General features: G+C 57.5%; 21 protein-coding genes, 1 tRNA gene and 1 pseudogene. 19 read left to right on the forward strand and 4 right to left on the reverse strand.

Going from position 1 to position 24086, the window contains the following annotated elements; all coding sequences use genetic code 11:
• Positions 1-365 precede the first annotated feature (365 nt).
• The 6 genes from MUN79_RS04140 (at position 366) to MUN79_RS04165 (ending at position 8661) form a co-directional block, all read left to right on the forward strand.
• Positions 366-605 carry a mersacidin/lichenicidin family type 2 lantibiotic gene (locus tag MUN79_RS04140; protein ID WP_244676526.1) on the forward strand — a complete coding sequence of 80 codons (240 nt, stop codon included), beginning with the start codon at positions 366-368 and terminating at the stop codon, positions 603-605.
• Positions 606-900: 295 nt separating this feature from the next.
• Entirely contained in the window at positions 901-1161 is a 261-nt protein-coding gene (locus tag MUN79_RS04145; RefSeq protein ID WP_244676527.1) for a mersacidin/lichenicidin family type 2 lantibiotic, read from the forward strand.
• Between the two features lie 231 nt (positions 1162-1392).
• Complete coding sequence (locus MUN79_RS04150; RefSeq protein WP_244676528.1) at positions 1393-4440, forward strand: type 2 lanthipeptide synthetase LanM family protein; 3048 nt, start codon at positions 1393-1395, stop codon at positions 4438-4440.
• Between the two features lie 60 nt (positions 4441-4500).
• Entirely contained in the window at positions 4501-6675 is a 2175-nt protein-coding gene (locus MUN79_RS04155; RefSeq protein WP_244676529.1) for a peptidase domain-containing ABC transporter, read from the forward strand.
• A 46-nt stretch (positions 6676-6721) separates the two neighbouring features.
• Positions 6722-8044 carry an HlyD family secretion protein gene (locus tag MUN79_RS04160; RefSeq protein ID WP_244676530.1) on the forward strand — a complete coding sequence of 441 codons (1323 nt, stop codon included), beginning with the start codon at positions 6722-6724 and terminating at the stop codon, positions 8042-8044.
• Between the two features lie 11 nt (positions 8045-8055).
• Positions 8056-8661, forward strand: a complete 606-nt coding sequence (locus tag MUN79_RS04165) for a hypothetical protein (RefSeq protein WP_244676531.1) — start codon at positions 8056-8058, stop codon at positions 8659-8661.
• Positions 8662-8724: 63 nt separating this feature from the next.
• Here the strand turns inward: MUN79_RS04165 and MUN79_RS04170 are convergent.
• Positions 8725-8797: transfer RNA gene (locus tag MUN79_RS04170), tRNA-Met, on the reverse strand.
• Between the two features lie 242 nt (positions 8798-9039).
• On the opposite strand from MUN79_RS04170, the gene MUN79_RS04175 reads away from it, so the two are divergent.
• Positions 9040-9681 (forward strand): hypothetical protein, encoded by a 642-nt coding sequence (locus MUN79_RS04175; protein ID WP_244676532.1) that lies wholly within the window; start codon positions 9040-9042, stop codon positions 9679-9681.
• Positions 9570-10199 (forward strand): alpha/beta hydrolase, encoded by a 630-nt coding sequence (locus tag MUN79_RS04180; RefSeq protein WP_244678275.1) that lies wholly within the window; start codon positions 9570-9572, stop codon positions 10197-10199. The genes MUN79_RS04175 and MUN79_RS04180 overlap by 112 nt, the downstream gene beginning before the upstream one ends.
• Before the next feature lie 78 nt (positions 10200-10277).
• On the opposite strand, the gene MUN79_RS04185 is transcribed toward MUN79_RS04180, so the two are convergent.
• The gene (locus MUN79_RS04185) at positions 10278-12152 is read right to left on the reverse strand and encodes a BamA/TamA family outer membrane protein (RefSeq protein WP_244676533.1); all 1875 of its coding nucleotides are present in this window, start codon (positions 12150-12152) and stop codon (positions 10278-10280) included.
• A gap of 149 nt (positions 12153-12301) precedes the next feature.
• Between MUN79_RS04185 and hemW the strand changes: the two genes are divergently transcribed.
• From hemW to MUN79_RS04210, 5 genes are all read left to right on the forward strand, one after another.
• Positions 12302-13480 (forward strand): radical SAM family heme chaperone HemW, encoded by a 1179-nt coding sequence (gene hemW, locus MUN79_RS04190; protein WP_311136652.1) that lies wholly within the window; start codon positions 12302-12304, stop codon positions 13478-13480.
• Positions 13477-14283, forward strand: a complete 807-nt coding sequence (locus MUN79_RS04195; RefSeq protein WP_244676534.1) for a metallophosphoesterase family protein — start codon at positions 13477-13479, stop codon at positions 14281-14283. Before hemW ends, MUN79_RS04195 begins: the two co-directional genes overlap by 4 nt.
• Positions 14284-14425: 142 nt before the next feature.
• Complete coding sequence (locus MUN79_RS04200) at positions 14426-14845, forward strand: hypothetical protein (protein WP_244676535.1); 420 nt, start codon at positions 14426-14428, stop codon at positions 14843-14845.
• Positions 14846-14883: 38 nt separating this feature from the next.
• Entirely contained in the window at positions 14884-15549 is a 666-nt protein-coding gene (locus tag MUN79_RS04205; protein ID WP_244676536.1) for an alpha/beta fold hydrolase, read from the forward strand.
• A 121-nt stretch (positions 15550-15670) separates the two neighbouring features.
• The gene (locus tag MUN79_RS04210) at positions 15671-16339 is read left to right on the forward strand and encodes a cyclase family protein (protein ID WP_244676537.1); all 669 of its coding nucleotides are present in this window, start codon (positions 15671-15673) and stop codon (positions 16337-16339) included.
• Positions 16340-16531: 192 nt separating this feature from the next.
• On the opposite strand, the gene rpmA is transcribed toward MUN79_RS04210, so the two are convergent.
• Entirely contained in the window at positions 16532-16810 is a 279-nt protein-coding gene (rpmA, locus tag MUN79_RS04215) for a 50S ribosomal protein L27 (RefSeq protein ID WP_244676538.1), read from the reverse strand.
• A 103-nt stretch (positions 16811-16913) separates the two neighbouring features.
• Positions 16914-17219 carry a 50S ribosomal protein L21 gene (gene rplU, locus MUN79_RS04220; protein WP_226186335.1) on the reverse strand — a complete coding sequence of 102 codons (306 nt, stop codon included), beginning with the start codon at positions 17217-17219 and terminating at the stop codon, positions 16914-16916.
• Between the two features lie 480 nt (positions 17220-17699).
• Here rplU and MUN79_RS04225 point away from each other — a divergent pair, with 480 nt between their 5' ends.
• From MUN79_RS04225 to MUN79_RS04250, 6 genes and pseudogenes are all read left to right on the forward strand, one after another.
• Entirely contained in the window at positions 17700-18659 is a 960-nt protein-coding gene (locus MUN79_RS04225; protein WP_244676539.1) for a ribonucleoside-diphosphate reductase small subunit, read from the forward strand.
• 127 nt (positions 18660-18786) lie between these two features.
• Entirely contained in the window at positions 18787-19581 is a 795-nt protein-coding gene (locus tag MUN79_RS04230) for a hypothetical protein (protein ID WP_244676540.1), read from the forward strand.
• Between the two features lie 430 nt (positions 19582-20011).
• Positions 20012-22389 (forward strand): annotated as a pseudogene (locus MUN79_RS04235) (ribonucleoside-diphosphate reductase subunit alpha).
• Between the two features lie 239 nt (positions 22390-22628).
• The gene (locus MUN79_RS04240) at positions 22629-22817 is read left to right on the forward strand and encodes a hypothetical protein (protein WP_244676541.1); all 189 of its coding nucleotides are present in this window, start codon (positions 22629-22631) and stop codon (positions 22815-22817) included.
• A gap of 206 nt (positions 22818-23023) precedes the next feature.
• A complete protein-coding gene (locus MUN79_RS04245; RefSeq protein ID WP_244676542.1) occupies positions 23024-23344 on the forward strand; it encodes a hypothetical protein in 321 nt (106 codons plus the stop codon).
• Positions 23345-23490: 146 nt separating this feature from the next.
• Positions 23491-23784 (forward strand): hypothetical protein, encoded by a 294-nt coding sequence (locus tag MUN79_RS04250; RefSeq protein WP_244676543.1) that lies wholly within the window; start codon positions 23491-23493, stop codon positions 23782-23784.
• The last annotated feature ends 302 nt before the right edge of the window (positions 23785-24086 follow it).

A 24086-nucleotide genomic window follows, 5' to 3' on the forward strand; every position in this document is an offset into this window, starting at 1 on the left:
AATGTGGCGGTGGCGGTGGCTGTACCTTACCTGATACGACACTGCTTACGGATGAATGCCCTAACAGTGACGAGCAGCACCTGGTTGTGCCGGCTGTCGGCCCACATCCTTCCGGTTTGTTACCCTGCCGCTCTGGGCTGTTGCCTCTACTAAATAGCCGGTAAAGGAAGTGGGTTGAACTATCAGGCGTATGTACCTGCTTAAGTCCTGCAATTACGCCTTTTGGTCCTCCCAATCAAAGTGTTGATACGGCACTATTCCAATACGCTAGGAATTCCAGTCTTAACCCTGCTACTTGACCCTGCCTTCACTGCTCTGCAGGTGTAGAGCATTATAAAATTATACTGTAAGGCATATCTATTATTATGGAAAAGAAACTGATGACCATCCGTGCGTGGAAAGATGCTGAGTACCGCGCTACCCTTACCCCCGAGCAGTTGGCCCTAATTGAGCCCAACCCCGTGGGCACCGCCCTCACCGAAGAGGAACTCGCCCAGAACACTGGCGGACAGTTCTTCGAATTGGTTGGCCCGGGTATGTTCCTCACCATTAGCGGTGAATGCAATGGCGGCACCTGCTGCAACCCATTCGGCTCAGGCCGATAATCTAAGCCGCTTGCTTGCAGTAAGAAGCTGAGTGCCACTCAGCTTGCTTTAAAGTACGCGTACCTTATTTTTACCAGCATAATTACAGCCTTTGCATAATCGGGCAACGCTCTTTTCTATAAAAAAGACTGCCATTATCTATACTAGCAACAGCCTGTCTAATTAGCAAAGTGAATAGTAAGGCCGAGGGAAAATTCAACCCCTGCAGCAATTCGTTGAATTATTTTTTGCTTGTGCCTTGACTGCTCTGCGGTTGTAGAGCATTGTAAAATTATAGTAAGGCATATCTATTATTATGGAAAAGAAACTGATGACCATCCGCGCTTGGAAAGATGCCGAGTACCGCGCTACCCTCACCCCCGAGCAGTTGGCCCTAATTGAGCCCAACCCGTGGGCACCGCCCTCACCGAAGAAGAGCTTGCCCAGAATGCTGGTGGCCTGCGGGTTGGCGACGGCTGGTTTACCACCATTAGCGGCGAATGCAACGGTGGCACCTGCTGCAACCCATTCGGCTCAAACCTTCCTTAGTAACTGTAGAAAGCTGACAAGTCAGTGAGTAGCAGGGAGCATTTGGGCATTCGGTTCAAATGCTCCCTGTTTTTTACGAGTGAGAGTGCCTTTATATTATTCTATTATATCCTTATCACTAGTTTCTATTCTCATCCTTATGAGCGACAAAACCGTTGGTCTCGCCGAGCGGGTTGTGCACCTGCGCCGTACATCTGTTCACGGCAAACTCCGCTTGAATAGCGCTGAGGGAACGTCTCATTTCCGCGTCAAGGCGTGGTTGGAGACGTTGCGACACCCCGGCATTTTAGAAAAACGGCTCAAGGGCATCGGGCTAAGCCAGGATGAGTTTACTGCTATTATTAGCCAACCAACTGAGGAGAGCCAAGCTGTAAATGAGGCTATTGCTACGGTACTGGCCGAGCTCCACTCTGCCGATTGGCAACAACCCACGGACCGACTGTCCCATTTTTTCCGGCAGGAATATCCGGTGGCCGCCTTCTTCGATGTGGTCGAGCCTATCCTGTTCTGGCAGCAACAGTTGCTGCTACAGGAGCTGGCCCAGCGCCACCCGGCCCACGCTGAGGTGTGCCGCACGAGCGTTCTGCAATGTAAGCGGGGCCTGGGCGCCATCCTGTTTGAAATCATCAACCGCACGTTGGTGCTAGACTTGAATGTGTCGCGGGAACTGGGTTTGCTACAAGGTGCAACCCCGGCCGAGCGTTTCGCCTTTTATTTAAAATCGTTAAGCAACCCCGACAAAATCGGAAGCTTATACGAAGAATATCCGGCCCTTTTCAAAGTACTCTATGTCACTCTAAAAAACTGGCGTCATAATAGCGCCGATTTAATTAGCCGCTTTATTGCTGATAAAGCTGAAATCGAAAAAGAATTTGGCATTACAGCCGATACAATTATAAAGGTGCAGTTAGGCGCCGGCGATGCGCACAATGGAGGGAAGTCGGTATCTATTATTACGTTTAAATCGGGTAGCAAAGTCGTCTACAAGCCCCGCTCCCTCGATACGGACGAAAAATTCCACGACATCATTCGCTGGATAAACACCCAGCAGTTGGGCTTCACACTCAAAACGGTCCGGATTATTGGCCGGCCCGAGTACGGCTGGGTTGAGCACATCGACCAGCTGCCCTGTCGGAGTGAAGCCGAAGTAGCCAGCTTCCATGAGAAGCTGGGGGCCTTACTGGCCCTGCTGCACCTTACCAATGCCACCGACTTTCATTACGAAAACCTAATTGCGCACGGCTCCGACCCAACGCTGATTGACCTGGAAACCCTGGTAACGCCCAACATGAAACCTCTTGATTCCATTGAGGGAATTTTGGAGGATTCCGTGTTGAAGATTGCCATCCTACCCACGTGGCGCTACGACACCCAGGCCCGTAAGCGGGTCGACTTGAGCGGCATCAGCGTGGCCCAGGATCAGAAGAGCCTGACGCTACGGCCGGCCTGGAATGCCTTCGAAACCGACGAGATGCGCATTGAGCCCCAGGAAATGCCGCTGGGCCGGGGCAAAAATAACCCGACTCTGAACGGCCAAAAGGTGAAGGTATCCGACTACCTCCCGCAGCTGGAAGCCGGCTTCCGGGCCGTTTATTCGCTTACTGAGCGCAACAAAGCCTTGTTTATGGGCCCGAATGGCTTTGTAGATGCGTTCAACCATACGGCGGTGCGCGTGCTGCTCCGCAATACCAGCACCTACGGCGACCTGCTATACGCCAGCTACCACCCCGACTATCTGATTCATTCCCTGGACCGCGACCGGCTGTTTGACCGACTGTGGCACCAAACCGAGTCTGACCGCTTGCCCGCGGCCTTGATTCAGCTGGAGCACGAGGCCCTGACCCGGCAGGACGTACCGCTGTTTACGACCTATCCGGCCTCCCGGGATTTGTGGCTGGACCATGCCCACTGCTTTCCCAACTTTTACGCCGCCTCGGGCGCCGATTGCTGCAAGGAGAAAATAGCCCGCATGAGCAACACGGACTTGGAACGGCAGTGCTGGCTGATCCGCTCCACTATTGCCTCGGCCCTGCCCAACCAAATCAACTTCTCCACCCTGCGCTACCTGGAAGACGGGATGCTGCCGGTAACGCCGGCGCTGCTGCTGCAAGAGGCCCGAATGATTGGGGACCGGCTGAGCGAGCTGGCTATTCATTCGAGCGAGGGCACGGTGAGCTGGCTGGGCTTTTCCATGAAGGGCGAGGTGTACGAAATATGGCCCGTGGGCGTAGACCTCTACAGTGGCCTGCCGGGTATTATCCTGTTCTTGACTCACTTGAGCAAACTCACTGGCGAGGCCAAGTACGGCGAGCTGGCCGAGAAAACGCTGGGCTGTTTCAACGGCTTCGTGGATAATATCCTGGCCCAGAAACGACCTTTGACCAACAGTATCGGGGTATTCGACGGGGTTGGGGGCTGGATCTACTTCTACTCGCAGCTAGCAGCTCTTTCCGGCGACACGGCTTTGGCCGAACGGGCCCACCACCTCGGGGACCTAGCCGCCGCCGCCATTGAGGGCAGCACGAACTTCGACATTATCAACGGTTTCGCCGGGCTGATTCTTGCCTACCTGGGCTTGCACCAAACTACGGGCTCGGCCTCGGCACTACGCCACGCTACCCGCTGCGGGGAAATGCTGCTGCAGCAAGCCAAGCCGATGCCCCACGGCGTTGGGTGGCTTTCGTACAGTGCTCAGCCCCTCACTGGCTTTGGCCACGGCACCAGCGGGGTAGCCCTGGCCCTGGCCAAGCTGCACCACGCCACGGCTGATGCCCGCTTCCAAACGCTGCTGCAAGAAGCCCTGACCTATGAGCGCAGCCAATTTTTGCCCGGTAAAGGCAACTGGGCCGATTTGCGCAACCTCAACGTGGAGGCCGGCAACAGCAACAACGAAATGGTAAACATGACGGCTTGGTGCGCCGGGGCCACCGGGGTGGGCCTGAGCCGCCTTGCCATGCGGCCGTTTTACCAGGATGAGCAGCTGGCCCAGGAAGCTAAAATTGCCCTGGACACCACGCTGCGCTACGGCATGGGCTGGAACCACTCCTTGTGCCACGGCGACTTTGGCAGCCTGGAATACCTGCTGCAGTACCAGCAGGCCCATCCCGAAGCCCAGCTGGATGCTACCCTGACGCAATTGTTAGGTGCCGTGCGCTACAGCTTCCAACAACACGGCCCGATTTCGGGCGTGGCCCTGGGCATCGAAAACCCGGGCCTGATGACTGGCCTGGCCGGCATTGGCTACCAGCTGCTGCGCCTGGCCCGGCCCGAGCAAGTACCCGCCGTGCTGCTGCTGGAGTCCTTATAAGACCCCGGCTGACAATGCCTTTTGATTGATTAGGCTCTAGGTGTATTTGGCTATTATTCGATGAAAAAATTTCCTTTCTATCGGCAGCAGGACGAAATGGACTGCGGGCCTACCTGCCTACGGATGGTGGCCAAGCACTATGGCCGCGACTATTCCCGGCAGTATCTGCGGCAGCATAGTTTCCTAAACCGTTCGGGGGCCTCTTTGCTGGGGCTGAGCGAAGCGGCGGAAGGCATCGGGCTGCGCAGTCTGGGCGTGAAGCTGACGGTGGAGCAGCTGACCACCGAAACCCAGCTTCCCTGCATCCTGCACTGGGACCAGCAGCACTTCGTAGTCTTGCACAAAGTTGCCCGTGGTCAGTATCACATTGCCGACCCGGGCCTGGGCCCCATTACCTGTACCCGCGCCGAGCTGGAGCAGCATTGGCAGGGCAGGGCGAATGTGGGCATTGCCCTGTTGCTGGAACCCACGCCCGCCTTTCACGAGCGCGACGAGGAAGCCGGCGACGCAGCCCTGAGTGGCTGGGCCCTGCTGCGCACCTACCTGCGGGTGCACCGGCCCCTGCTGGTGCAGCTCTTCATTGGCCTGCTCATTGGCAGCATTATCCAGCTGGCACTGCCCTTTCTAACCCAGGCCATTGTGGACACCGGCATCCGGACCCGGAACCTGAATTTCATTTACCTGATTCTCATTGCCCAGATTACGCTGTTTGCCGGCCGCACCGGCGTAGAACTGCTGCGCCGCTGGATCTTGCTGCACCTGAGCACCCGCATCAACGTGGCGCTGGTGTCCGACTTCCTGACCAAGCTGCTTAAGCTGCCGGTGGCCTTTTTTGAAGCCAAGCGCATCGGCGACCATCTGCAGCGCATCCGGGACCACGACCGGGTGGAAAGCTTCCTGAGCACGTCGTCCCTGAACGTGGTGTTTTCGCTGTTCAACCTGGTGCTTTTTGGAGCGGTGCTGGGCTATTACGACTTGACTATTCTGCTCATCTTTTTGGGCGGCAGCGCGCTCTATGCCTTGTATATCACGTTTTTCCTGAAGCGGCGCAAAAAGCTGGACCAACTCCGCTTTCACCAGCTGGCGCAAAACCAGAGCACCCTGATTCAGCTGCTGCACGGCATGACGGAAATCAAGCTCAACGGCTGCGAAGTCCGGCGCCGCTGGGACTGGGAAGCCATTCAGGCCAAGCTCTTTCGCCTGAACGTGCGCACCACGGCCCTGAACCAATACCAGCAGGTAGGCAGCGCCTTTATCAACGAGCTCAAAAACATCATCATCACCTTCGTAGCCGCTCAGGCCGTCATCAATGGCGACATGACGCTGGGCATGATGCTGTCGGTGCAGTTTATCATTGGGCAGCTCAATGCGCCGGTGAATGATTTTATCGGCTTCGTTCAGGAAATGCAGGACGCCAACACGAGCCTGGAGCGCATCAGCGAAATTCATTCCCTGGCCAATGAAGAAGACGCGCAGACGGCCGTGCCCGCCCGCCGCCAGCAGGATATCTACCTGCAGCACCTCAACTTCCGCTACGACGGTCCGGGCTCCCCTCTGGTCCTCGACGACCTGTCGCTGTTCATTCCCAAAGGTAAAGTAACGGCCATTGTGGGCTCTAGCGGCAGCGGCAAAACCACGCTGCTCAAACTCCTGCTCAAGTTTTACCCGCTCACCGGCGGGCACGTGCTGGTGGGCAGCACCCCGCTCGACCAACTCAGCTCGAAGGAATGGCGGCGCAAATGCGGCGTGGTGATGCAGGATGGCTTCCTCTTTTCCGACACCATTGCCAACAACATTGCCGTGTCGGACGAGGAAGTTGATCCGCACAAGCTGAGCCATGCAGTGCAGGTGGCCAACATTGAGGAGTTTATTCAGTCCTTGCCGCTGGGCTTCCACACCAAAATCGGGAGTGACGGAATTGGCTTGAGTCAGGGGCAGAAGCAGCGTTTGCTCATTGCCCGGGCCGTGTATAAAGACCCCGACTACTTGTTTTTCGACGAGGCTACCTCCGCCCTGGACTCGACCAACGAGAAGGTAATTATGCAAAACCTGAACGAGTTCTTCGAGGACCGGACCGTGGTGGTTATTGCCCACCGGCTGAGCACCGTGAAAAATGCCGACCAGATTGTGATGCTGCACCGCGGCAAAATTGTGGAAGTGGGCACCCATGCCGAGCTAACCCGCTCCCAGGGCGCCTATTATTCCCTGGTGCGCAACCAGCTGGAGCTGGCGTAACAAGCAATTAGTATCTAGATAGTTACCTGCCAATCAGTTATCAGCCATGCCTACTCAGTTCACCGACCGGAGCGACGGTATTCAGGAAATTATTGGCACTTCCCCGTCCTGGCTGCTCCGGGCCGGGGCCGGCTATTTATTCGGGCTGCTGCTACTGGTGCTCGTGCTCAGCGGCGCGGTGCGCTACCCCGACGTGCTGCCCGCTTCCATTGTGGTAACCAGCGAGGTAGCTCCCTTCACGGCCGTTACCCGCGTCAATGGGCCGCTGCAGCTCCTCGTGCGGGAAGGCCAGCGAGTACAGCCCAACCAGCCCCTGGGCTACGTCGAAAGTGCGGCTTCGTATGGGCAAGTACAAGCGCTGAAAAAGCGCCTAGCCGAAGCTCCCGCCACGGCCGGCATCTGGACCCGATTCGACCAGTTTAAGCAGCTGGGCGAGCTGCAATCCGCCTACGAGACTTTCCGCAAGGCCACGGCCGACTATCAGCACTTCGAGCAGCTGGATGAGTACAGTCAGCAGGTACGGTCCCTGAGCTACGAAGTGGCGGCCTACGAAGCCCTTAACCGTAACCTGGCCGGCCAGAAGGAGCTCCAAACCCAGGAGCTAGCTCTGGCCAGCAAACGGTATGCAATTGACGACCGTCTACTTACCAGCAAAGTAATTGCAGAAACTGACCTGGAAGCCTCCCGGCGAACCCTGCTTCAGCAGAAGAAAAGCGTGGCCAGCTCCCAGGCCAATATTATTGCCAATACCATTACCGCCTCTGAGCTGCGCCGCCGCATGGGAGAGTTGCGGCTGCAGCGCGACGAACGGCAGCAACAGTTGCTCCTGACCCAGGAGCAAACGGCCCGCTCCCTACGCAATGCCATTGCCCAGTGGGAAGCCGACCACGTGCTGCTGACCAAGCAGGCCGGGACGGTGACTTTGCTCAAGGAATGGGTGGTGGGCCAATTTGTGCCGGCCGCCACACCCGTCCTCTCCGTGCTCATTCGTAGCACGGCCATGACGGGGCGCCTGCGCTTACCGGTGCAGGGCTCCGGCAAGGTGAAAGCAGGACAGCGCGTCAATATTATGCTAGACAACTACCCGGCCGAGCAGTATGGCATGCTGGAAGGCCTTGTGGCCCGGGTGGCTCCCCTGCCACACGGCAACTCCTACGACGTCATAGTAAAGCTCCCGTCCCAATTGGTTACAACCTACCGCAAGCCCATAGCCTTTAAGCAGCAGTTGCAGGGCAGGCCGAAATCATTACCGAGGATTTATCTTTATTACAGCGCGTATTCTATCAATTCCGGGGCTGTGGCAGTAAGCCGGAAAGCTGTTCTTCTCTACTTACACCAGGGTCAGAAGCTATGCGTATTCAGGAGCTAAAACAGTCTGCATTGCTGCAGCTCGCCGTCATTTACACCCGTTACCTACTGGGCGGGGCCTTCGTATTTGCCAGTTTGATTAAGATAAAGGGCCACCGGTTTACTTCCAGCAACGGTGCCTTGAGTCCAATCCACAGCGCGGCGCATTTCTTCGAGACCTTGTACCAGTCGGGCCTGTATTGGCAATTCATCGGCGTAGGGCAGTTCGTGGCGGGTATGCTGCTCCTGACCCAGCGGTATGCCCTGCTCGGAGCCCTGCTGTTCTTGCCCATCATTGCCAACGTATTCGTTATTACCATTTCCTACGACTTCGCTTTCACGCCCGTCATTACCGGCGCTATGCTACTGGCAACCCTCGGTTTGCTTGGCTGGGACTGGAACAGCCTACGGCCGCTCGTCAACAAACCCGCGCTGGTACTACCGACCTCGCCGCTGTATGAGAGTCGAATCTGGGAAGTAGTTGGTTTGCTGTTATTTGTATACACGGCAGGCTACCGGGCCCTTACCGACACCTACAACGTTCTGCTGTGGTTTGGCATTTGCGCGGGTATCTCGGGTACTGGCTTGCTAGTAGCCTGGAGCCGCTACAAAAGCAATCCTTACTTAGCCAAAGCCTAGTGGCTTGGAGTCACTTGGCTAAAAAGAAAAAGGGCGTTTCCGTATTGGAAACGCCCTTTTAGGTAGCGGGGACAGGACTCGAACCTGTGACCTTTGGGTTATGAGCCCAACGAGCTACCAACTGCTCCACCCCGCACTGTTTGGTGATGCAAATGTAAGAGGGTTTTTCGGAAAAGCGTCCTACCAGTCTACATTATACCCTTTTCCTAGGCTTTCAACCTGATTATCAGGGACAAAATTTTTCACAAAAGCATCATACCCTGATAGAGAATTCATAATCCCTATTCTACTATCCTATTCAAACAGGTAATTGTTCAAACATTAACCTCGACAGGGCGTACAGGTGGATAAGCTCAACCATTCTTACACAACCACACTATGACACCTTCTTTTTCCATCTCCAGCCGCCCTACGTGGCTGGCTACTGCCCTGTTTGCCTCCACGCTGGGCTTAGCCTCCTGCGGCAACTCCAGCACGAGTGAGCAAACTACCGAAACTACCGCTACCACTGAAGCTGCCGCTGCCGACACGGCTGCTACGGCTGGCGCTAAGCCGGTGAAGCCCGCCGGCCCCGCCCCAGCCTGGGCCCCGAACATTGCGCCCGAAATGCAGACCGTCATCGAGAAGCTGGCGGCACTGCAGGGCCCTACGCCGCCCGAAACCCTCACGCCAGCCGAAGTGCGCAAGGCCCCTTCCGCTACCGACGCCACCATGGCCGTCATGAAGGACTTTGGCATTCCTACCCCTCCCTCTCCGCTCGATACCATGAGCCGGGAAGTAGCCCCGGGCGTGAAAGCCCGGATTTATGTTCCTAAGGGGGCTACCGGCCCTTTGCCCGTGGTGGTCTATTACCACGGCGGGGCTGGGTTATTGCCAACCTCGACACGTATGACCCATCGGTGCGGGCCCTGGCCGAGAAAACCAACGCTGTTTTTGTTTCGGTGGCTTACCGGCAGGCCCCGGAAAACAAGTTTCCCACGGCGCATAACGACTCGTTTGCGGCCTATCAGTGGGTGTTGAAGAATGCGGCCTCCATCAAGGGTGACCCTAAGCGGGTAGCCGTAGCCGGCGAAAGTGCCGGCGGCAACCTGGCCGCGGCCGTTTGCATGATGGCCCGCGACAAAGGGGTGATGCAGCCCAAGCACCAGCTGCTGGTATACCCCATTGCCGACTATAGCATGAACACGGAGTCGTACCAGAAGAATGCCCAGGCCAAGCCCCTGAGCAAGCCCTTCATGGGCTGGTTCTTCAAGCACTACCTGCGCACCCCTGCCGACGGCAACAGCCCGCTGATTTCGCTGGTAAAAGCTCCGAATGTAAAAGGCTTGGCACCAGCCACGGTCATCACAGCCGGCATCGACCCACTGATGAGCGAAGGCAAGGCCTATGCCGACAAGCTGCAGGCCGCTGGCATTGCCGTCAAGTACCAGAACTACGACAACGTAACGCACGAGTTCTTCGGAATGGGTGCCGTGGTGCCCCAGGCCAAGGAAGCCCAGGACCTGGCCGCTGGCGAACTAAAAAACGCGCTGAAGTAAGCTAACAGTTGCCTGTTTTAACACAGAAAGCCCGCGCTGGAAATCAGGGCGGGCTTTTCTATGCGCTGACAAGTTTGGTCAGAACCGGCTGATAATACCGAAGTGAATCTTGGAGTTGCTGAGCGACATCCGCTGATTCTCGGAACGGCCCACCGAGTATACGAACTGGAACAGGCCGGCCCCGGTGCGGAAGCTCAGCCCGGCGCCCAGGCCGGTGGGCGCCTCGCTGGTTTTGTCGTTCTGCAGGTCGCGGCGCAGGTAGGCCTGATCCACGAACAGGAACACGAAGGAGTCGGCGCCGGTGAACTGCCGGAATTCGGCCGTACCAATGCCGTAAGTGTTGGCGTAAAAGGCGTATTCGTTGAACCCCCGCAGCGTGGCCAGGCCGCCGATGCGGAACATGTCGTTCAGAAACAGCCGCTCATTGACCAAGGACTGCCCCCGCAGGCGGGTGAGCAGCACGCCGTTGCGCCCGACGCGGAAGTAGCGTTCCAGCCGCAGGCCCAGGGTTATTTGCGTGGTTTGCAAGGGCACCCGGTTGTAGAGCGAGTCTTCCAGGTCGGCGTTTTTGGTGATGCGCTTCGTACCCACGGCGGCCTGCCCGGCCGCCAGAAAGCCCCGGCGCGGAAACAGCAAATCGTCGAGGCTATTCCAATTGTAGTCGAGGCCGTAGGAGTTGTACTGGGAGTCAATATTGTCGGGCAGCACGTCCAGCTCCTTTAGGTTGCGGGCCGTGTCGGCCAGCAGGCGGGAGCTGCGCCGTTCGGTAAAGAAGCTAATGCGCCCGGCCCGCACCGTGGGGTACGTCACCTGTAAGCGGGGCTGCACGGTCAGAAAAGAGTTGGACTGCTTGTAGAGCTCGAAGTTGGCGCCCAGCTCCAGGGGCGTACCGAAGAAGTTGGGATGCACGTAGTGGGCCGCTAGCTGCTGGGAGGCCACGTCGAGCTTGCGCCACTGCAGCCCCACTTGCTTGCCGCCCCCGCTCAGGTTGCGCAGGTTGATGTTGACGTCGCCGGTGAGCTGCAGTTTTTTCTGGCCCACTCCCGGCGACGGGTTAGGTAGCACGCCCACAATGGCGTCGAACTGGTTTGAGGGCCTATCCTCCAGCAGCAGATACAGGCGGGCCTTGCCCTGGGAAAACCGCACCTCGGGCTCGGCCTGCACCTGCAGATACGGCAGCTGCCGCAGCAGGCGGGTTGCCGCGTCCACGCGCTGCTGGTTGTAGGGCTGGTTCGGAAATATCTGCAGGTACTTGGTCAGAAACCGCTTCTTTGTCTTGGTTTTGCCTACTATCTGAATCGAGTCGAACACCACCAGCCGGCCCCGGTCCAGCACCACCCGCCCGCTGATATCGGCTCCGCGCAGCTCCAGGGAGTCCAGGCGGACGGCGGCAAACGGGTAGCCCTGGTTTTCGGCTTCGGCCAGGATGTTTTGCTGAAGTTTATGCCACTCGTTGGGCTCGAAGGGAGTGCGGTTAAAGAATTTTTCCCGGTATCCGGCCCGGGTCATGAGCCCGTCGCCGAGGTTGCCGTTGCGCAGGCGGGCCCAGCGGAACTTCTCGCCCACGTACAGCTGCACCCGCAGCGTGTCGTGGCTCCAGCGCATGTTGTCGGCCGAGGCCGTCAGGTAGGAAGCGGCTTGCAGAGCCAGTACCAAGTCCCGCACCTCGTGGAAGGCAGTCAGGGAATCGGGGACGGTGGTGCGGTACCGGTAGCGGCGCAGCACGGCCTGGTCGGCAGCTTCGGTTGCCAGGCGGATAACCGTCCGGCTGGCGTTGCGCCCGGCCCGGGTTCGGGCGCTGGAATCGGGCCGGGCGGTGGCGGGTGGGGCGGGCGTAGTCAGGCCCGGCTGGTTGGGCACCGGCAACGTCGGCGTCTGGGCCCGCGCTGCGCCCGGCCAGCCGCAGAGCAGCCAGCTGCCAAGCAGCAGGAAAACGAGGGCACGGGCGTACATTTGGAAACACAAACGCGAAACCGCGCTTTTAATTTCCCGAAAATACGGGCCCGGACCTATTCAGCAGTTCCACGAGTGAACGAAGCACCGGGCCGCCGCTGTTTTCCAGCGTTAGCCGCTTCCGTAGGGCGGCGCCTTTTTCCCCTTCCATGGCTGGCATCTACCTTCACATTCCTTTTTGCAAACAGGCCTGTCACTACTGCGACTTTCACTTCAGCACATCCATGGGCTTGAAAACCAGCTTGGTGGAAGCCCTGGTGCGGGAGCTGGAAATCCGGCGCGACTACCTGGGGCCGGCTGCCACGCTGGAAACCATTTACTTCGGCGGCGGCACGCCTTCCTTGCTGACGGAAGCGGAGCTGCACACGCTCTTTGAGGCCATTTACCGGCATTTTGCGGTGAGCCCGCAGGTGGAAATTACCCTGGAAGCCAACCCCGACGACCTGACCCCGACCAAGCTGCGGGAGCTGGCCGCTTCGCCCATCAACCGGCTTAGCATCGGCCTGCAAAGCTTCCACGAGCCCCACTTGCGCCTAATGAACCGGGCCCACTCGGCCCAGGAGTCGACGCTGGCTGTGCGCCATGCTCAGGATGCGGGCTTTGAGAATATTTCCGTGGATCTGATTTACGGCGTGCCCGCGCCCGACCACCGCCTCTGGGAGCAGGATATGGCCGCGGCTTTCGCTCTGAACGTGCCCCACCTTTCCTGCTACGCCCTGACCATCGAGCCCGACACGGTGTTTGGCCGCCGGCTGCGCAAGGGTTCCTTCGCTGCCCCACCCGATGATTTCGTGGCCCAGCAGTTTGAAATGCTGCTCACCAGCCTGCCCATGCAGGGCTACGAGCAGTACGAAATATCGAACTTCTGCCGCCCCGGCCGGGAGTCGCGCCACAACTCGAACTACTGGCGCGGCGTGCCTTACCTGGGTTTGGGTCCCAGTGCCCACTCGTTTAATGGCAGCAGCCGGCAGTACGCCGTAGCCAACAATCCGCAGTACGTGAGCAGCGTGCTGGAACGCGGCGTGGTGCCGGCCACCGTGGAAACCCTGTCACCCACCGACCGGGCCAACGAGTACCTGATGACCTCCCTGCGCACCAGCCGGGGCTGCGACCTGGACTACCTACACCACACCCTGGGCACCGACCTGCGCACGGGCCGGGCAGCCTACCTGCGGGAGCTGGAGCACAACGGCTGGGCCACCGTGCGCGGCCCCAGCTGGTACTCACCGACCGGGGCAAGCTGCTGGCCGACCAGATTACGCTGGAGCTCTTCTTGGAGGCGGAAGCGTAGGACGAGCCCAGAACCAGCTGTTAAAAGGATACCATGATGCGCCTCGAAATTGTCTCTGTTTGCCCTATCCCGCTGGAGACAATTTCTTATTGGACAACTGCCCCGAACGAAACGGAGCCCCGGGAGTATGAGCTTCCTATCTACACGGGCACGATGCGGGGACTACCCGAAACGGTTAGTGCCCTGATTGTTGCTTCCGATTTGCAGGGCGTAGTGCCAACCGGAAATGAGGATGTTCTACTCGGGGAGGTCGTGGCAGATTATCTGGAGCTACTGTATGCGCTGTACTTCCCTGAGCTGGACAAGGAAAATACGCTGGCTTTGCTCTGCGGCGACCTGTACGCCAACAAATCCAAGCGCGGGGCAAGCGGGAATCCCAGCAGCGTGTGGAACAAGTTCAACGCGACTTTTGGGCGCACCGTTGGCATTGCCGGCAACCACGACGACTTCGGCCCCGCCCTCAGCCAGGTACAGGCCCTGGACAAGGCACGCTTTCTGACCCAGGGCATTACACATGAGCATGGGCTGACCGTGGCGGGTATTAGCGGCATCATTGGAAGGCCCGATAAAAACTTCCGGCTGCCCGAAACGGCCTACTTGCGCGCGGTAACAACCTTACTGCAGCACCAGCCGGATATATTGCTAACGCACTTGTCGCCGGCCATTGCTGATAAAGGTTTTCAGGGTGAGGAGCAGCTAACGGCCGTCCTGACCAAAGGCAACCCGACGCTGGTCTTTTGTGGTCACTCGCACTGGCCCAGTACCGAGCCTGCGGTATTAGCCAATGGCACCCAAGTACTCAATGTGGATAGCAAGGTCTTTCTTTTCGGCCGGGCTTAACCCAGACCAGCCTGAGAGCCGCCATTTTTTAGGTTCTGCTTAAGTCCTTTCCTCTGAGCCGCTTGCCAAAACGGGCCGCCAAAATCGGGGAAATCTGCGTAATCAGCTTAGTTCGTGGCTTGGATTTACGTATGTTCAGAAGATGAAACGCCTCGTTGATGCTCTTGTGGATGACACCGACTTTTTTGTCGAGCAAGTCCAGATTACAGCCATTGTCTTTGATAACACCGACGACGTGACGGTGTGGGCCACCACGTTTTTTGACGACGATATCCACTTTTTCCACCTGGGTCTGCAGTTCCCGGCCCTCGACTTACTCCTGCGCCTGGCTGGCTCCCGGGCCGAAGCGCTGCAGGAGCAGATAGCCGACGCCCTGGCCACCGTCACGGAGTGGCCCTGCCTGCTGGAATACACCACCGAGGACTCGCCACCGGTACCGCTGGACGGTGTGGCCATGAAGCTCTCCTGCACCTACCCCGCCGACGAGCCCGAGGAAGACGAGGACAGCATGCCTCACAATATCTTTTACCTGGAGGGAGTATTCATGCGGCTGGAGCCGTGAAATGGCTGATTCTTGTTCTGACGCTAACCTTCTCCAACGTGTCTACCGCTGCCGCTTCCCGCGTCTTTTATCTGATTCCCGGCCTGGGCGCTGATGAGCGGGTCTTTCAAAATCTGCTGCCCCTGCTACAGGGTGAGGCACACGTAGTGCACTGGCTGACGCCCGAACCCGCCGAAACCCTGCCCCACTATGTAGCTCGCATGGCCCAGGCCGTACCACCCGAGCAGCCCTGCTTCGTGGTAGGGGTGTCGTTTGGGGGCGTGGTAGCGCTGGAAATTGCCCGCCTGCGTCCGCAGGCCCGGGCCGTATTGGTTTCCAGCATTCCCGACGCCGACGCTTTGCCCCGGTTGCTGCGCCTTATCCGGGCTACCAGGGTATACAAGCTGGTGCCACCCCAGGCTTTCAAACTATTTCCTCGGGCCGGACAGTGGTACTTCGGGGTCAATAATGGGGAGGAATACGAGGTCTTTAAGCAGATTCTGAAGGACATGGAGCCCCACTACACCCGTTGGGCCATCGACCGGCTCCTGCACTGGGACAGTACCAACGTGGGCCGTAGCATTCAGATTCTGGGCTCCCACGATCGGGTGTTTCCGCCCGGTCCCACGCCGGTGGAGTACCTTATTCCGGGCGGCACGCACTTTATGGTCCTGAGCCACGCTGCGGAAATCAGCCGGATCCTCAACGCGCTGCCGCTAAACTAACCGCTTACTAGGCCGCAACTTGTACCCAGCGGCTTGGCGCTGGCAAGGAAAGGAAGGCGCGTTGTCGGCGGCCTTGCTGGCGCGCTGTTATCTTAGCCCTGTCCCCGACCGTCTTTTCCCTATGTCTGCCACCTACCCTTACCACGGCCGCACCTTTTCATTTGACCCTGCTGCCCCGCTGGACATCTCTCTGCCGTTGGCACCCGGGCCCGAACAGGTAAGTTGCTGGTGGGCCGAGCCGGTGGAGTTTGAAACGATTCGCGTGGGCTCTTTTGTGGGCAGCGTGGCTTTGGGCGGTAGTACCAACTATCAGCGCGTGCACCTCACGCCCCACGGCAACGGCACCCACACCGAGTGCTATGGCCACATCAGCCCCGAGCCCGAGGCAACGCTCAACCGCTGCCTGCACCGCTTCCTTTTTGTCGCCCAACTGGTTTCGGTGGCTCCACAGGAGCAGCCAAACGGTGACTTGGTGATACTACTGGCCGATGTGCAGCCCCTGCTCGAAGCAACTGCTGCAGCCCCGGAGGCCCTGGTGCTGCGCACCCTGCCCAATGATGAAGCCAAGCGCCACCGTCAGTACTCGGGTACCAACCCTACCTATCTGGAGCCGGCCCTGGCGCACTACCTCGTCACGCAGAATATTCAGCACCTGCTGCTCGACCTGCCCAGCGTCGACCGGGAGGAGGACCAGGGGCGCTGCTGGCCCACCACGCTTTCTGGCAGTACCCGGAGCGTACCCGCACCAGCTGCACGATTACTGAACTCATCTTCGTACCCGACTCCGTAACCGACGGCTTGTATCTGCTCAACCTTCAGATTACCAGCCTGGAACTGGATGCCAGCCCCAGCAAGCCAGTGCTTTACCAACTCACGGAGGTTGCGGCAACAGGCTTGGTTTAGGGCAACGCAAAAAGGGATAGCCCGGTAGGACTATCCCTTTGTATACTCAACCAGCTCCGAAGAGCGGATGAGCAGTTATTTAAGCAGCAACTTCAGCCGTTTCGCCAACCGGAACAACCGTCACGAACGAACGGTCCTTGCGGCCTTTGCGGAACTGAACCGTGCCGTCTACCATAGCGAACAGCGTGTGGTCCTTGCCGATACCCACGTTCTGGCCGGGGTGGTGCTTGGTGCCGCGCTGACGCACGATGATGTTACCAGCAATGATATCTTGACCGCCGAAGATCTTCACGCCCAAGCGCTTAGAATGTGATTCGCGGCCGTTGTTGGAGCTACCTACGCCTTTCTTGTGTGCCATTGTATTTAGTACTTAGTGCTTGGTTATCAGTGCTTAGAATGTCGCGTTAGAGCCGAACGACCCGGGCTTTCCCAGGTACCAGGCACTAACAACTAAGCTCTAATTAGCCGATGCTGTTGATCATTACTTTGGTAAACTGCTGACGGTGACCGTTCAGCTTCTTGTAGCCCTTACGGCGCTTCTTCTTGAATACCAGTACTTTGTCACCCTGTACGTGCGACAGGATGGTACCGGTTACGGTTACGTCCAGCGTGGGGGCACCAATGGTGATGGTCCCGTCGCTGTCGGTCAGCAGGGCCTTGCCCAGCTCTACCGTATCGCCGACGTTGCCAGCCAAACGGTGGGCGTATACAAATTTATTGGCTTCGACCTTGGTCTGCTTCCCGGCTATGTTGACAATTGCGTACATCGGCGTCTTCGCGTTTTCTGAAAATTGGAAGGCAAAAGTAGAAGTATCATTTCACAAAACCAAACCTAACTCGTTAATCATCATTCAGTCGGGTCCCATGTAGGCTCTACTGTGGCATCAGCACCAGTCGGTAATAGTTCCTTAAGGAACGCCTGAGCGGGTGCACGCATAGTAATTTTGTGGATAATTCAGATTGTCCACAGGTGAAATGTGGATAACTTTTGTAAAACCGGGGTAAATCCAGGTTTTTCGCCCGATTTTCGTCTATACCGCCAGTGTGGATATCTGTAGGTCATACAGAAAAATTAGCGTAGAAAAAACGTGAATGAGGTGAAGCATGAGTTTATATTTGATGCTTCGACTCGGCTCAGTCCCCCTAAAAAGCGGCCAAACATTTCACCTTGGCCCGGGGTTGGCTAGCTGTTCTTCCTGCCCGTTCAGGTTTTGTCAGAAGATCTTTCCACGCCTTACTTCCTTGCTATGGAACCCTTGCTCGTCGAGAATCCCAACCGCTTCGTGCTCTTCCCCATCCAGAATGATGATGTGTGGCAGATGTACAAGAAGGCCGAGGCCTCCTTTTGGACCGCCGAAGAAATTGACCTCTCCCAGGATCAGAAAGACTGGGACAACCTCAACGACAACGAGAAGCACTTCATCTCCCACGTGCTGGCGTTCTTTGCTGCCTCCGACGGCATCGTGAACGAGAACCTGGCCGTCAACTTCATGCAGGAGGTGCAGATGCCCGAAGCCCGCTGTTTCTACGGCTTCCAGATCATGATGGAAAACATTCACAGCGAAACCTATTCGCTGCTGATTGACACCTACATCAAGAACCCCCAGGAGAAAGACCGCCTCTTCAACGCGCTGGAAACCGTACCCTGCGTGAAGAAGAAAGGCGAGTGGGCCCTGAAGTGGATCAACTCCGAGAATTTTGCCGAGCGCATCATTGCCTTTGCCGCCGTGGAAGGCATCTTCTTCTCGGGCTCGTTCTGCTCCATCTTCTGGCTCAAGAAGCGCGGCCTGATGCCGGGTCTGACCTTCTCCAACGAGCTGATTTCGCGCGATGAGGGTCTGCACTGCGACTTCGCCTGCCTGCTTTACAGCTACCTGCAGAACAAGCTCAGCGAGGAGCGCGTGCACAGCATCATCCGCGACGCGGTAAGCATCGAGCAGGAGTTCGTGACTGACGCCCTGCCCGTGAATCTGATCGGCATGAATGCCAAGAGCATGGCCCAGTACATCGAGTTTGTGGCTGACCGCCTGCTGCAGAGCCTGGGCTACAGCAAGATCTACAACTCGACCAACCCCTTCGACTTCATGGAGATGATTTCGCTGCAGGGCAAAACCAACTTCTTCGAAAAGCGCGTGGCTGAGTACCAGAAAGCCGGCGTGATGAGCGAGCGGACCGAAAACGCCTTCTCCCTCGACGAGGACTTTTAAGCTAAATCCAGCTTCCTTTTTCAGCCCGGCTCCTTCGCAAAAAGGGCCGGGCTTTTTGCTGCCCGCGTAAGAAATTCCGGTACCTGCCGTTACTGGCGTTATGGCTCTGCTACCCCGACTAAAGCGTGTGTTCTCCCTGTTCCGGCAGCGGTTGCCGTTTCTCAACATCTGGCTGGCCGCCGCCGCCTGGACGGCCAATTACTTTGTGCAGATGTTCTGTCAGCCCGTGGTGTGGGCGGGCCTGGCCTTGGTAGCGGCCGTCGGCGCTTTTTTAGCTTGGCCCTGGCTGACCCATACTCCTGAGCTCGTTCGGTACGGTGCTGTCTTCCTGCAAGGCCTGGCTTTTACTGTTTGCTGCTACTGCGTACTGTTTTTGCAGCCCGCCACCTTGGTCTGGACGCTGCTCATGGGCTTCTTGCTGTTCCCGCTGCTAAGTTGGGTACCGGTGCTGTTTGGGTTGCAGATTCTCTGGCGTATTGGCCGCAGTCCATTGCGCGGTGCCTGGCTGGTAGGCCTACTGGGCGCCACGGTGCTGCTGCCGGTCCAGTTGTGGTTTTATCGGGAGTACCAGGCTATAGAAGGCATAGCCACCAAACTGGCACACCAGCACCAACTCACCACCCACAACCTGGCCCAGGTGCTGCCGCAAACCTACGTGGCGGAGCGCATCGTGGGTATGCATTTTCGGTATCACACCCAGGTCGAATTTTACGACGGCTGGCGCCCACCGCTGCACGACCCGTTGCTGGGTTTCAGCTACTTTTTGCGTAATCATCAGGACCCGCTGGCGGTGGGGCCCGGTGAGGTTAACCGGGTGCAGCTGTATCGGGCCCTCTTTCCCGACCGGCCCATTAAGCCCAACTGCCTCTGCGCCTACGGCTACGATGGGAAGACCTACCGCAAGTGGGACCCCGCGCTTTAGCCGGTCCGCTGTCCGACGAAGCCCGCAGCCCTTGGCTCAGTATGAGCTCGAACTCTGCTTACCGCTGGAAAATAGTAGGCCTTGGAATCAGCCAAAAAGCCCCCGACCGGCGCCGAGGCCTTTTTGCTTTCCAGGCCGCGGGCCCCTACCCCGACAATACCGAATCCTGCGCACATTGCCAACCCTATTTCCGGGGTCATTCTGGCCCTATATAGTAGGGTGCGAATGACGAAAAAGGGCCTGAACAGCACCGTTTTAGCCTAATGTGGAAAACTTCTAAACTTTAGGTTTGTCCTACCCAACGGAAGCGGATAACTTCCGCATCAGGAAGGCCGGAAAAGTTCCCGGCTGCTCCCGTTTTTGCACGTAGTCCCCGCCCTTTCACGGCGTGGTGTTTTCATACACAAATTCAATACAACCTCGCACGCTTATGCTGGTAATCAAACGCGACGGCCGCCGCGAATCCGTGAAATTCGATAAAGTCACGGCACGCATCGAGAAGCTCTGCTATGGGCTCAACCAGAACTTCGTTTCCCCCATTGAGGTAGCCAAGAAGGTCATCGACGGCATCTATGATGGCGTGACCACCGTGGAGCTCGACAACCTGGCGGCCGAAACCGCTGCTTCGCTCACCACCAAGCACCCTGACTACGCCATCCTGGCGGCCCGCATTGCGGTAAGCAACCTGCACAAGGTGACCTCGAAGTCGTTTTCGAGCACCATGAAGCGCCTCTACACCTACGAGGACCCCAAGACCGGCGAGAATGCCTCGCTGATTGCCAAGGACGTGTGGGAAATCATCCACAAGCACGCCGCTACCCTGGACTCGGCCATTATCTATGACCGCGACTATAGCTACGACTACTTCGGCTTTAAAACCCTCGAACGGAGCTACCTGCTGCGCGTAGACGGCAAAGTAGTGGAGCGCCCCCAGCACATGCTCATGCGTGTCGCCATTGGCATCCACAAGGAGGATATCGAGTCGGCCATTGAGACCTACGAGCTGATGTCGGAGCGCTGGTTTACCCACGCCACGCCCACGCTCTTCAACGCCGGCTCGCCCAAGCCCCAGCTGAGCTCCTGCTTCCTGCTCACGATGAAGGACGACTCCATCACGGGCATCTACGACACGCTGAAGAACTGCGCCCAGATTTCGCAGTCGGCCGGCGGTATCGGTCTGAGCATTCATAACGTGCGCGCCACTGGCTCCTACATCAAGGGCACCAACGGCACCAGCAACGGCATCATCCCGATGCTGAAGGTGTTCAACGACACGGCCCGCTACGTAGACCAGGGCGGCGGCAAGCGCAAAGGCGCCTTCGCCATCTACATCGAGCCCTGGCACGCCGATATCTTCGACTTCCTGGACTTGAAGAAAAACCACGGCAAGGAGGAAAACCGCGCCCGCGACCTGTTCTACGCCCTCTGGACTCCCGACCTGTTCATGAAGCGCGTGGAAGCCAACGGCGACTGGACGCTGATGTGCCCCAACGAGTGCCCCGGCCTGGGCGACACCTGGGGCCCCGAGTTCGAGAAGCTTTACATGAAGTATGAGCGCGAAGGCCGCGGCCGCCGCACCGTGAAGGCGCAGGACCTGTGGTTTGCCATCCTGGAAAGCCAGACCGAGACCGGCACGCCCTACATGCTGTTCAAGGATGCCGCCAACAGCAAGAGCAACCAGCAGAACCTGGGCACCATCAAGTCGTCGAACCTGTGCACCGAGATTATGGAGTACACCGACGAGAACGAAATTGCCGTCTGCAACCTGGCTTCCCTGGCCCTGCCCGCTTCCTGAAAGAGGAAAACGGCCACCTGGTGTTCGACCACCAGAAGCTGTATGACGTGACGTACCACGCCACTAAGAACCTGAACAAGGTAATCGACATCAACTACTACCCCGTAGTGGAAGCCGAGAACTCCAACCGCCGCCACCGCCCCATCGGCCTCGGCGTGCAGGGCCTGGCCGATACCTTCATTGCCCTGCGCATGCCCTTCGAGAGCGACGAAGCTAGCGGCTTGAACAAGGACATCTTCGAAACCATCTACTTCGCGGCCATGACGGCCTCCAAGGACCTGGCCAAGAAGGACGGCGCCTACGAGACCTTCAAAGGCTCGCCCCTAAGCCAGGGCAAGTTCCAGTTCGACCTCTGGAACGTGCAGCCCGACTCGGGCCGTTGGGACTGGGAAAGCCTGCGCCAGGAAGTGGTAGAGCACGGCGTGCGCAACTCCCTGCTGGTGGCTCCTATGCCCACGGCCTCGACGGCGCAGATCCTGGGCAACAACGAGTCGTTTGAGCCTTACACCTCCAACATCTACGTGCGGCGCGTGCTCAGCGGCGAGTTTATGGTGGTGAACAAGCACCTGCTCAAGGACCTGGTGAAGCTCGGCATCTGGAACGAGCAGATGAAGAACGACATCATTGCCGCCAACGGCTCGGTGCAGAACATTCCGACCATCCCGCAGCACATCAAGGACCTGTATAAGACGGTGTGGGAGATTTCCCAGCGCCGCATCATTGATATGTCGGCCGACCGGGGTGCCTACATCTGCCAGAGCCAGAGCCTGAACCTGCACGTGATGAACGTGAACTTCGGCAAGCTGACCAGCATGCACTTCCACAGCTGGAAGAAGGGCCTGAAAACCGGCATGTACTACCTGCGCACCAAAGCCGCCGCCGACGCCATCAAGTTCACGGTGCAGAAGCAAGCCGCCGAAACCCTGGAGCCCCTGAACGCCATGGCCCAGAACGCCTCGGACATGGCCTGCTCCCTGGATAACCCGGACGCCTGCGAGGCCTGCGGGTCGTAAGATGTTAGACGGCTATAGGGTCGACTTCGGTAAGGTCAACTGGAACTGGTGTGGCAGTTACAGCATTCTACAGGAGGAAATAGAAGAGCTTCTTCTACTTCCTCCTCGTAGTGGGCTTTACCCGAAAGAAGCTGGGGCTTACGAAGTTGTCGGATACACGAAACATCGGAAATTTCTTTCGGTTACCTTTACGTTACATGATGACCACGTTGTCATCGAAGACGTAATTTTGCCGAGCTATGAAACCATCCAAGACGTCATCCTCCGCCAACTCGCAGCCGGCCTCTAATCTTTCGATGGCTGGTAAGACAGCTGAAGAGTACGAACGTGCCCGCACCGGCGGCATGCTGACTAAGCAACAGTTCTTGACTCATCTGCGCAAAAATGGCCAACTACCGCCTGATACCAATTGGCAGCTGGCATCATAGTTTAGCTAAACGTGAATAAGAAAAAGCCCTAAGCGTAAACGTTTGGGGCTTTTTTGTTTGCTTACGCTACAAAACAGGACTCCTCCTTCCTTTTCACGAATCCGTTTAGCATGAAATATCTGATACTTGCGCTCCTTCTTGGCCTCGCATTCTTGAGTAGTGCCTATATACCCCACAGCCGGCCTATCAGATCTATTCCAGTGAGCATGGACTATCTTCAGGCTTGTGAAGAAGGCAACGAGTGCCGCCCGATTATAGTGATCCGGAAAAAAGGTGAGCGAATAGAGCTAGCCTTACCGGGGATGATTAGAACCTCCGTTACTCTTTGGGACGAAGAGAATTACAACAGGCTGATAAAACGCGCTGGTACTTATCAGCCCATCCAAAGAACAGGAACAGGCAATACTATTGAGCCCCAAAAAATGAAATTGGCGTTGAGTAAATTAATAGATGGCACTTACTACATGTGGATAGCAGGAGATTCAGCAGGCGGTATTTTTCGAGTACAGTTGACAACAGAATCCTAAGCTAGGCCAACAACACCCCGAAACCGCGCCGCCTGGAGATATAAGGGTGACGTAGTCGTTTTGATGGGGCAGGCACAGCCGGGAACTGGAGCGACAAACGCTACTTTCGCACCAACATGGATATACAGTGGCCTACCCAAGACTTTATGGAGGAACTCAAGGCAAAGGCCTATGCAGCTACTCTAAAACTTATGTCCAACCCCAGCGAAGAGCATGAAATAGACTACCAACGATTGAAGGGATACCGGCTGCAAGACTTAGCAGTTGAATTTAACCAGCTGTCGATAGTAATGCAGAACGGCCGCCGGTCCCATTTCTTCCGGGTGGGGCATAATATTGGGCTGCCACCAAAAAATGCGCCCATGCTGCCCATGTTCCATTATGATGTCGAGTTTTCGCCTACCGGTGAAGTGTGGGACGATTTCTTCAAGCAGTTCTAATCCTCCCGCAGTCGCTCGGCTGGGCCGAGTGACGCTTACGCTCTGAGCAGCTATGCTGCGAATTAATCTGGGTCGTTGGAACGATACCTACCGGCGCGGGACCCTCGCGGCAAAGCCGCTCCGCGTAGTCGTCACTCGGCACAGCCGAGCGACTGCCGACATCCTGTAACTGAATATGTCTGGGCACCGCTTCCTTTTAGTAGTTCTGTATCTAGTAGCTATACTTGCCACGATACCCCTTGTTGCCTACGCCCTGGGGAATAGCCTTGGCTTTTCTACCAGCTGGGCCTTCATCCTGTTTC

This window comes from Hymenobacter cellulosilyticus, from assembly GCF_022919215.1.
Taxonomy (GTDB): domain Bacteria; phylum Bacteroidota; class Bacteroidia; order Cytophagales; family Hymenobacteraceae; genus Hymenobacter; species Hymenobacter cellulosilyticus.

Excerpts from the sequence above, each read along its gene's own strand:
- MUN79_RS04140 (WP_244676526.1), top strand. The coding sequence starts at position 366 with ATGGAAAAGAAACTGATGACCATCCGTGCGTGGAAAGATGCTGAGTAC.
- MUN79_RS04145 (WP_244676527.1), top strand. The coding sequence starts at position 901 with ATGGAAAAGAAACTGATGACCATCCGCGCTTGGAAAGATGCCGAGTAC.
- MUN79_RS04155 (WP_244676529.1), top strand. The coding sequence starts at position 4,501 with ATGAAAAAATTTCCTTTCTATCGGCAGCAGGACGAAATGGACTGCGGG.
- MUN79_RS04160 (WP_244676530.1), top strand. The coding sequence starts at position 6,722 with ATGCCTACTCAGTTCACCGACCGGAGCGACGGTATTCAGGAAATTATT.
- MUN79_RS04175 (WP_244676532.1), top strand. The coding sequence starts at position 9,040 with ATGACACCTTCTTTTTCCATCTCCAGCCGCCCTACGTGGCTGGCTACT.
- MUN79_RS04185 (WP_244676533.1), bottom strand. The coding sequence starts at position 12,152 with ATGTACGCCCGTGCCCTCGTTTTCCTGCTGCTTGGCAGCTGGCTGCTC.
- hemW (WP_311136652.1), top strand. The coding sequence starts at position 12,302 with ATGGCTGGCATCTACCTTCACATTCCTTTTTGCAAACAGGCCTGTCAC.
- MUN79_RS04195 (WP_244676534.1), top strand. The coding sequence starts at position 13,477 with ATGATGCGCCTCGAAATTGTCTCTGTTTGCCCTATCCCGCTGGAGACA.
- MUN79_RS04200 (WP_244676535.1), top strand. The coding sequence starts at position 14,426 with ATGAAACGCCTCGTTGATGCTCTTGTGGATGACACCGACTTTTTTGTC.
- MUN79_RS04210 (WP_244676537.1), top strand. The coding sequence starts at position 15,671 with ATGTCTGCCACCTACCCTTACCACGGCCGCACCTTTTCATTTGACCCT.
- rpmA (WP_244676538.1), bottom strand. The coding sequence starts at position 16,810 with ATGGCACACAAGAAAGGCGTAGGTAGCTCCAACAACGGCCGCGAATCA.
- rplU (WP_226186335.1), bottom strand. The coding sequence starts at position 17,219 with ATGTACGCAATTGTCAACATAGCCGGGAAGCAGACCAAGGTCGAAGCC.
- MUN79_RS04225 (WP_244676539.1), top strand. The coding sequence starts at position 17,700 with ATGGAACCCTTGCTCGTCGAGAATCCCAACCGCTTCGTGCTCTTCCCC.
- MUN79_RS04240 (WP_244676541.1), top strand. The coding sequence starts at position 22,629 with ATGAAACCATCCAAGACGTCATCCTCCGCCAACTCGCAGCCGGCCTCT.
- MUN79_RS04245 (WP_244676542.1), top strand. The coding sequence starts at position 23,024 with ATGGACTATCTTCAGGCTTGTGAAGAAGGCAACGAGTGCCGCCCGATT.
- MUN79_RS04250 (WP_244676543.1), top strand. The coding sequence starts at position 23,491 with ATGGAGGAACTCAAGGCAAAGGCCTATGCAGCTACTCTAAAACTTATG.